Source organism: Pseudarthrobacter phenanthrenivorans, from assembly GCF_000813845.1.
In the GTDB taxonomy this organism is placed as follows: domain Bacteria; phylum Actinomycetota; class Actinomycetes; order Actinomycetales; family Micrococcaceae; genus Arthrobacter; species Arthrobacter phenanthrenivorans_B.
In genome coordinates this window covers 164,156-171,733 of record NZ_JWTB01000012.1, presented here as the reverse complement: position 1 = coordinate 171,733, position 7,578 = coordinate 164,156, and the positions used below count along the sequence as shown (strand labels likewise).

Below are 7,578 nucleotides of genomic sequence, written 5' to 3'. Positions count from 1 at the left end.
GTATACCGGCTGCCGCCCTTCCGCGTCCCGCCGGCGCGGCGAGCCTGCGGCCGGCGCCTTTGACAGGTCACGTACCGCAGAAGGTCATGTAGTTGCCGAAGTCTTCGGGGGCACCTTCCGCATACCGTTCCAGGCCGGTCCGCTCAGTAAAGGGATCGGTGACGGCCTCCAACAGCCGCTGCAAGGGAGCAATGTCTCCCGCGGTCCCGGCGGACAGCGCCTCCTCCACGAGGTGGTTACGGGGGATGTAGGCCGGGTTCACGCTGTCCATCAGTTCCGCGTCGGGGTCCAGCGCCTGCCACCGCCGGATCCAGCTATCGAAGGCTGCAAGGTCAAGGACCATGCCACGAACCGGGCGCAGGTTGCCCCGGGCGGCCTTGCCGAGGTTCCGGAAGAACAGTGTGTAGTCCACCGGGCCGTCCTTCAGGAGGGCGATAACGTCGTCCACCAGCGCGGAGGCGGCATCGCCGGCCTCTTCCCCGCCGGCCGCGGCCAGGCCCAGCTTTGCTTTCATCCCGCTGGACCACGCCGCGCTGTACTGGCGCCGGAAGCCGCCCAGCACGTCCACCGCGGGGGCCACAGCCTTCTCCTGGTCCTCGTCGATAAGCGGCAGCATTGCCTCGGCGAGCCGGGCGAGGTTCCATTCGGCAAGGACGGGCTGGTTGGCGTAGGCGTAGCGGCCGCTGACGTCGATCGAGCTGTAGACGGCGGCCGGGTTGAAGGCGTCCAGGAACGCACATGGGCCGTAATCGATCGTCTCTCCCGAGATGGTCATGTTGTCCGTGTTCATGACTCCGTGCACGAACCCGACGAGCATCCACCGCGCCACCAGTTCGGCCTGGGCGGAAACCACCGAGGCGTACAGCGCGAGATAGGGATTGTCCGCGTCGGCGGCGTGTGGATAGTGCCGGCTGATGGCGTGGTCCGCAAGGCGCTTGAGGAGGCCGGGGTTTTCGGTGGCCCTGGCGTATTGGAAGCTGCCCACCCGCAGATGGCTGCTTGCCACCCTGGCCAGGACGGCGCCGGGCAGCATGCCGTCGCGCCGGACCTGTCGTCCGGTGGCCACCACGGCGAGCGAGCGGGTGGTGGGAATGCCCAAAGTGTGCATGGCTTCACTGACAACGTATTCACGGAGCATTGGTCCGACGACGGCGCGGCCGTCTCCGGCGCGGGCGAACGGCGTGCGGCCGGACCCTTTGAGGTGCAGGTCCACCAGGCGGCCGTTGGTGTCCGTGAGCTCACCGACCAGCAGGGCGCGACCGTCACCGAGGAGCGGTGAATAGCTGCCGAACTGGTGACCGGCATAGGCCTGGGCCACGGGAGTGGCGCCGGCGGGAACATGGTTCCCTGCCAGCATCCGTATTCCTTCGGGGCTGCGGAGGTACGCGGGATCAAGCCCCAGGTCCTGGGCCAGCCTGGTGTTGAGGACCAGGAGTTCGGGATTGGGTGCGTCCTCGGCCTGCCAGGGAACGGCCAGCTCCGCCAGTTCACGGGCGAAGCGGCCGTCGAAAATGACCGTGGATTCAGCTGCTGCCGTCATGATTAAACCCTATCGCCGTTGATTGGCCTGCTGCGTGCCGCGGTTGCCGCCGCGGGGGAACGGCAATGCGGTCCAGGTCGCCGGCGGCGATGACGTTGCTGGCGGGGGCACGCTCCCGCGCCTGCTGCGCGAGGAGCGAAACGTTGTCGCCGTACCGGGACGAGAAATGCGTGAGGACCAGTGTCCGCGCCCTCCCGGACAACGCCAGGTCCCCTGCCTGCCCGGCGGTGAGGTGCAGGTATTGGGCCGCCAGCCCGCCGTCGTCGTCACTGAACGTTGACTCGGTGACCAGCAGGTCGGCGCCGTCGGCCAGTTCCTCCGCGCCCGGGCACGGTGCCGTGTCCATGATGAAGGCAAAGCGCTGGCCCGGCCGCGGAATGCTGACCTCCTCCAGCGTCACTGCGCCGAGGCGGCCGGTGCGTTGCAGCCGGCCGGCGTCCGGTCCGTGGATCCCGGCGGCCCGGAGCCGCTCGGGCAGGATGGTGCGGCCGTCCGGCTCGGCCAGGACGTAGCCGTACGTCTCGATGCGGTGCTTCAGCGAACGCACGGCCAGGCCGTCGGCCACATGGCCCGCCGCGGAGTGCGGGTGCAGCCGAAGGTCGAGGCCGGGGGTGCTGACGGAGATGAGGGCCCTGACGACGTCGGCGCCTGAGGCGGGATAATGGAGGTGGACCGGGTGGGCCACGCCGTCCAGGACCATCCGGGACAGGACTCCGGGCAGGCCGAAGCAATGGTCGCCGTGCACGTGCGTCAGGCAGATCCTGGTGATGCTGCCGGCGGAGACCCCTGCATGGATCATCTGGCGTTGGGTTCCCTCGCCGGGGTCAAACAGGAACCCTTCACCGTCCCAGCGCAGGAAGTAGCCATTATGGTTCCTGGTCCGGGTGGGAACCTGGGACGCGGTTCCCAGCACCACGAGTTCACGCACCGCCGGCAGCTGCCGGTCCGGCCCGCAGGCCTTTGGCGTAGGCGGCCTGGCCGGCATGCTGGAGGCAGTCCCCCAAAATACTGACCAGCCGCACGCCCAGGGTCACGGGCGGATCCCAGTGCGTGTCCACCACCCGGTCCAGGCCGGAGTCGTCGACACTGTCCAGGAATTCGGCAGTCTGGCGGTGGACGGCCCGGTAGTACTGCACCAGCAGGTCCCCGGACGCCCGGACGGCGTCCACCTGCCCGCTCGAGTGCCCGTAGCCCGTATCGCTGGCCGCCAGCGGGAGGCCGAAGCGGGAAACGAAAGCCTCCGCGGTCCAGACCTGTTCCAGCCCGGCGGCGGAGGCGACCTGCGCGTCTTCAACGCGGCCAAGGTGCCAGACCAGCCATGCGATGGAGTTGCCGTTGCCGGACGGGCGCCTGTGCAGGTCAGCGTCGTTGAGCCCGTCGAGGATCTGCGCGACCAGGCCCGGAAGCCTGCCGAAGGCCTCCTGCAGCAGTTCTTTCGAGTGCATGGCTCTCCTCCCAGCGCCGGACCGGCCTGATTGCCGGCCCGGCCCGATTGCTAGCGTTCCAGGTCGTCGGGTTCGAACTCGCTCAACGGCGAGCCGCCGAAGTTCTCCTCGTCGTCGCTGGCATCCGCTTCGAGGCCGGATGGTGCCTCGCCAAAGTCCACATCGGCCGCCGCCTCCCCCAGCGTTGGGGAATCCGGCGGCACCTGCTCGTCGCCGGCACGGTAGCGGGCCTGCGCGGTTTCGTCCCGCAGCGTCTGCTCGCTCAGGAAGTCTTCCTCTTCACCGCTTACCCCTTCGTCCTGCAGCAGGGGGTCTTCCCGCCAGCGGTCGGGGTTGTTTTCGGCAGCGCCGGGATAGCTGTCCGGCTCCCCGGAGACAGGGTCCAGTTCCAGGGATGACGCCGCGCCGGGAGTTTCGTCGGGAATCACGTCGTTGTCCTCTACGACTTCCAGTTCATCGTCGGGGACATTCTGTTCAGTCATGTTGCTGCCTTTCTCGTTGTCCGGAGGCTCACAATAGTAAGCATACTGAGGAAGCGCGGTGCCTGGGAACCATGCGGTGCGCCAGGAGCAACTACGCTTTGAGGTTCAGTCACGGCAGGAGGACCCATGGAAAGCAATGCAGCGCCGGAGGGGCGCGGGGCGGAACCGTCCCGGCCGCAGTCCCTCCCCGCAAGGATGGCGGCGCTTTGGGCGGACGGCCTGGGCCGGGCAAGCATCCGATCGGTCCAGGCACTCTCCGTCCTGGCGCTGGCCTGGGTGGTGGTGCAGGCCGTCACCCGGGTTCCGCTGGTCCTTGTCCCGGTCCTGATTGCTTCGATCCTGGCATCGGCGATGGCCCCGGCGGTCCGTTGGCTCGCCTCACGGGGCTGGCCGCGCGCCCTGGCGGTGCTGGCGTCCTTCCTGCTGATCGTTGCGGTCATGGCAGGTGTGGTGGGAGGCATCACTGCCGTGGTCCGCGACCAGGCGGGGGTCCTGGCGGCACGCGCCGAGGCCGGGATAGGGCAACTGCAGCAATTCATCACCACCGGTCCAGTCGCCCTGACCAGCGACCAGATCGATGCGGCCCGCGGGGAGTTCCAGAAATTCCTTGCCGGGGGCAGCCTGGGCGCCGACGCTTTGACCGGCCTGAGGACCGCCGGGGAGATTGCGGCGGGAACCGTGCTGACGGCGGTCATCCTGTTCTTCTTCCTCAAGGACGGCGGGCAAATCAGGGCATTCCTCATTGGGTTTCTGCCGGCGGGCCAGCAGGGCAAGGCACACCTGGCGGCGGAACGGAGCATCGTGGTGCTGGGCGGGTACGTCCGCGGTACCCTCATCATCGCGGCCATCGACGCCGTGATTGTCCTGGCCGGGCTCCTGATCCTGCGGGTTCCGCTGGCCGTCCCGCTGGCAGCGGTGGTGTTCCTGGGCGGCTTCATCCCCATCATCGGAGCGACCGCCGCGGGCAGCCTCGCCGTACTGGTGGCGCTGGTGGAAAACGGACCGGTTACCGCACTGGTTGTCCTGGTAATCCTGGTGGCTGCCAACCAGTTTGAACACCACATCCTACAGCCCCTTTCATGGGACGCGTCCTGCGGATTCATGGACTGGTGATCATCCTCGCCCTGGCCGCCGGGGCGACGCTTGCCGGCGTCATCGGCGCCCTGTTGGCGGTGCCCGTGGCCGCCGTCGGCTGGACCATCTGCAAGACAATTGCTGACAGGGACGCGCCGGGCCCGGAACCAATCGCGCCGGCGGCACCGGGGGCCCGCGCTGAACAGCGCTTCCGTGACTTTTGGCCCTACAGTGCCTGCGGCGAGGGGGCCAGTCTGGAGTGGCAGGAAGACCAGTTCACGACGAGCAGGAAGTGCGGCCATGCCATCCCGGAAACCCATCGCTGTATGCACCAACGACTCAGCCCAAAGCCAGGCAGCTGTCCTGTGGGCAGCCCGGCGCGCCCACCGCCAGGGCCTGCCGCTGGTGATCGTCCATGTGGTCGATGACCGCTGGGTCGCTGAACCCTATCCATGGTTCGGAACGCTGCAGCAGGCCGGCGAAGAGCTCCTCAAGACTGCCGCCGGGCGCCTCGAAGGGGCGGTGCCCATCACGCCGGCGACGGAACTGCTCACCGGAAGCGTGGGCGGGTCCCTGGCCAAGTACTCCAAGAAGACCTCCATGATGGTGGTCGGCTCAGGCAGCGGCCACATGGGCGGCGCCCTCGCTGACCGGGCACTCCAGGTGGCCACAGGGGCCAAGGTCCCGGTCGCCGTCGTCGGAACCCACGATCCCGAGGGCAGGTCCGGCGTGGTGGTGGGCGTCGACGGCTCAGCAGAAGCCACGCAGGCGGTGGCGTTCGCAGCCGCCGAAGCGGACCGCGACGGGGACGAACTGACGGTTGTCTACGCAGTGAACGCTCCAAATCCGGTCGTCGATGCCGGACTGACACCCGCTGCCCTCGCGGACGCCATCGTGGAGGAGGAACGGGTTGTGCTTTCGGAGACCGTTGCCGGCCTCAAGGAAGACTATCCGGACCTGACGGTGAACCAGCGCCTCGAAACAGACAAGGGAGCTGTGGATGCGCTCGTCGATGCGGCCGCCGGAGCACGCCTCCTGGTTGTTGGCAGCCGCGGCAGGGGTGCCTTCAAGCGCCTGCTGCTTGGTTCAACCGCGCACGGTGTCCTGAAGCATCTCCCCTGCACCACCATCATCACGCGGACCGAAGCAGCCAAAGGCACCATCTAGGCCGCACCGCCCGCCGATCCCGTTGCCCTACTCCGGCGTACCCGTCGCGGAAGGTTAGGCCGCCATGAAAAAACCTGCTGCCATCATCATTCTGATCCTCGGGATCCTGATCGCGCTTCCCGGACTGGCCGCGCTGGCAGGAGGAGCCGTGGCATCGGCCGTGGGCTCGATCCAGGGCGACGGATACCTGACGTCCGGCACGTCGCGCTTCTCCGTCAACTCCTTCGCCCTGACTTCGCCGCGGGCGGACGCGATCGGCGAGGACGTGCCGGGACGGCTTCCCTTCGACATCGGCACCCTCCGGCTGCGGATCGGCTCAGTAACGCCGGACAAACCCGTGTTCATCGGCATCGGGCGGCAGGACGACGTCGAACAGTACTTGTCAGGCGTGCACCACTCGGAGCTGCTGAACATCCGGCAGCGGCCTTTCCGCGCCGACTACCGTGACGTACCCGGCGGCAACCCCGCCTCGCCGCCCACCGGCCAGGGCTTCTGGACTGCCTCCGTCTCGGGGACCGGCGAACAGGAACTCACCTGGAACATCACGCCCGGGGCATGGGAAGTGGTGGTGATGAACGCCGACGCCTCCGCAGGCATCGACGTCCAGGCACAGGCGGGCTTCCGCTCCGACCTGATCCGGCCGGCAGCCACCGGCCTGCTCGTGGGCGGCGTCATCGCCCTGGTCATCGGCATACCGCTGATTGTCTTTGGCGCCGCTGGGTTGGGACGGCACGCAGGGCCGCCGATTTCCGGCGGGCCTGGTCCGGGTGCCGGAGGGCCGGCAGCCGGTGGACCTGTGAAGGCGGGACCAGGTTACCCGGGCGGGGGCTACGCCGGCCCGTACCAGACCGGCCCGTACCCGCCAGGCCCGTACCCGCCCGGCCCCTACCCGCCAGGCCAAGGGACTGCCGGACCACCCCTCCCCGCACCGCAGGGAGGAGGAAGCCCAGGCCAGGTCCCGGCCTCCGCGCCGGCTGCAACGTGGGGGCAAGGCAACGCGACCGCCGCACCCGCCCCCGTGCCTCCGCTCCAGGCGTCCGGCACGGCCTCCGGCGGCCCCGGTGCTTACCCCGCCAGGCTCGTCGGGGACATCGATCCCGGCCTGTCCCGCTGGATGTGGCTGGTCAAGTGGTTCCTGGCCATACCGCACTTCATCCTGCTGTTCTTCCTCTGGTTCGCGTTCGTGGTGACCACCGTCGTGGCAGGGTTCGCCATCCTTTTCACTGGCCGGTACCCACGGACCCTGTTCGACTTCAACGTGGGCGTTATGCGCTGGAACTGGCGGGTGGCGTTCTACGCCTATGCGGCCGTCGGCACGGACCTGTACCCGCCGTTCACCCTGAAGCGCACCAACTACCCCGCCGACTTCGATGTGGACTATCCGGAGCGGTTGTCACGGGGCCTGGTCCTGGTGAAGTGGTGGCTGCTGTCCATTCCGCACCTGCTCCTGGTGGCGGCCTTCGCCGGAACCACAGGGTCGGTGTGGAGGTGGGAGGCGAACGACAACGTGGTGGGCAGCACCTACGAGCGCGGTTCAGGCCTATCCCTGCTGGGGCTGCTGGTCCTGATCGCGGCCGTGATCCTGCTGTTCACCGGCCGCTACCAGCGCCCGCTGTTCAACCTCATCCTCGGCGTGGACCGCTGGATCTACCGGGTCATGGTGTACACCGCGCTGATGCGGGACGAATATCCGCCGTTCCGGCTGGACCAGGGTCCCACGGAGCCCGCATGGGCTGCAGCGCCTGCGTGGCCTGCAGGACCGCCCTCCCCGGGCGGCGCACCGCCGCCACCGGCGCCGTGACCTTAGGCCCTACCCCATGGCAGGTCCCCGGGCGATGATGGGCGGGACAATACGGATCCGATCAGGGAG

7 protein-coding genes are annotated in these 7,578 nt (G+C 68.4%); 3 read left to right on the top strand and 4 right to left on the bottom strand.

Annotation, left to right across the window (positions count from 1 at the left end):
* Positions 1-67: 67 nt before the first annotated feature.
* From RM50_RS06835 to RM50_RS06820, 4 genes are read right to left on the bottom strand one after another with little or no spacing between them, the layout of a single operon-like run.
* Positions 68-1,540 carry a protein adenylyltransferase SelO gene (locus RM50_RS06835; protein WP_043451131.1) on the bottom strand — a complete coding sequence of 491 codons (1,473 nt, stop codon included), beginning with the start codon at positions 1,538-1,540 and terminating at the stop codon, positions 68-70.
* Positions 1,524-2,468: a ribonuclease Z gene (locus RM50_RS06830; protein WP_043451129.1), complete on the bottom strand. Its 945-nt coding sequence runs from the start codon at positions 2,466-2,468 to the stop codon at positions 1,524-1,526. Before RM50_RS06830 ends, RM50_RS06835 begins: the two co-directional genes overlap by 17 nt.
* A complete protein-coding gene (locus tag RM50_RS06825; RefSeq protein ID WP_043451128.1) occupies positions 2,461-2,985 on the bottom strand; it encodes a mycothiol transferase in 525 nt (174 codons plus the stop codon). Before RM50_RS06825 ends, RM50_RS06830 begins: the two co-directional genes overlap by 8 nt.
* Positions 2,986-3,035: 50 nt before the next feature.
* Positions 3,036-3,467 (bottom strand): hypothetical protein, encoded by a 432-nt coding sequence (locus RM50_RS06820; protein ID WP_043451126.1) that lies wholly within the window; start codon positions 3,465-3,467, stop codon positions 3,036-3,038.
* Positions 3,468-3,593: 126 nt separating this feature from the next.
* Here RM50_RS06820 and RM50_RS06815 point away from each other — a divergent pair, with 126 nt between their 5' ends.
* From RM50_RS06815 to RM50_RS06805, 3 genes are all read left to right on the top strand, one after another.
* A complete protein-coding gene (locus RM50_RS06815; protein WP_052260013.1) occupies positions 3,594-4,580 on the top strand; it encodes an AI-2E family transporter in 987 nt (328 codons plus the stop codon).
* Positions 4,581-4,841: 261 nt separating this feature from the next.
* Complete coding sequence (locus RM50_RS06810; protein ID WP_043451125.1) at positions 4,842-5,708, top strand: universal stress protein; 867 nt, start codon at positions 4,842-4,844, stop codon at positions 5,706-5,708.
* A 64-nt stretch (positions 5,709-5,772) separates the two neighbouring features.
* Positions 5,773-7,509 carry a DUF4389 domain-containing protein gene (locus tag RM50_RS06805; protein ID WP_043451122.1) on the top strand — a complete coding sequence of 579 codons (1,737 nt, stop codon included), beginning with the start codon at positions 5,773-5,775 and terminating at the stop codon, positions 7,507-7,509.
* Positions 7,510-7,578 lie beyond the last annotated feature (69 nt).

Excerpts from the sequence above, each read along its gene's own strand:
- RM50_RS06825 (WP_043451128.1), bottom strand. The coding sequence starts at position 2,985 with ATGCACTCGAAAGAACTGCTGCAGGAGGCCTTCGGCAGGCTTCCGGGC.
- RM50_RS06820 (WP_043451126.1), bottom strand. The coding sequence starts at position 3,467 with ATGACTGAACAGAATGTCCCCGACGATGAACTGGAAGTCGTAGAGGAC.
- RM50_RS06815 (WP_052260013.1), top strand. The coding sequence starts at position 3,594 with ATGGAAAGCAATGCAGCGCCGGAGGGGCGCGGGGCGGAACCGTCCCGG.
- RM50_RS06835 (WP_043451131.1), bottom strand. The coding sequence starts at position 1,540 with ATGACGGCAGCAGCTGAATCCACGGTCATTTTCGACGGCCGCTTCGCC.
- RM50_RS06805 (WP_043451122.1), top strand. The coding sequence starts at position 5,773 with ATGAAAAAACCTGCTGCCATCATCATTCTGATCCTCGGGATCCTGATC.
- RM50_RS06810 (WP_043451125.1), top strand. The coding sequence starts at position 4,842 with ATGCCATCCCGGAAACCCATCGCTGTATGCACCAACGACTCAGCCCAA.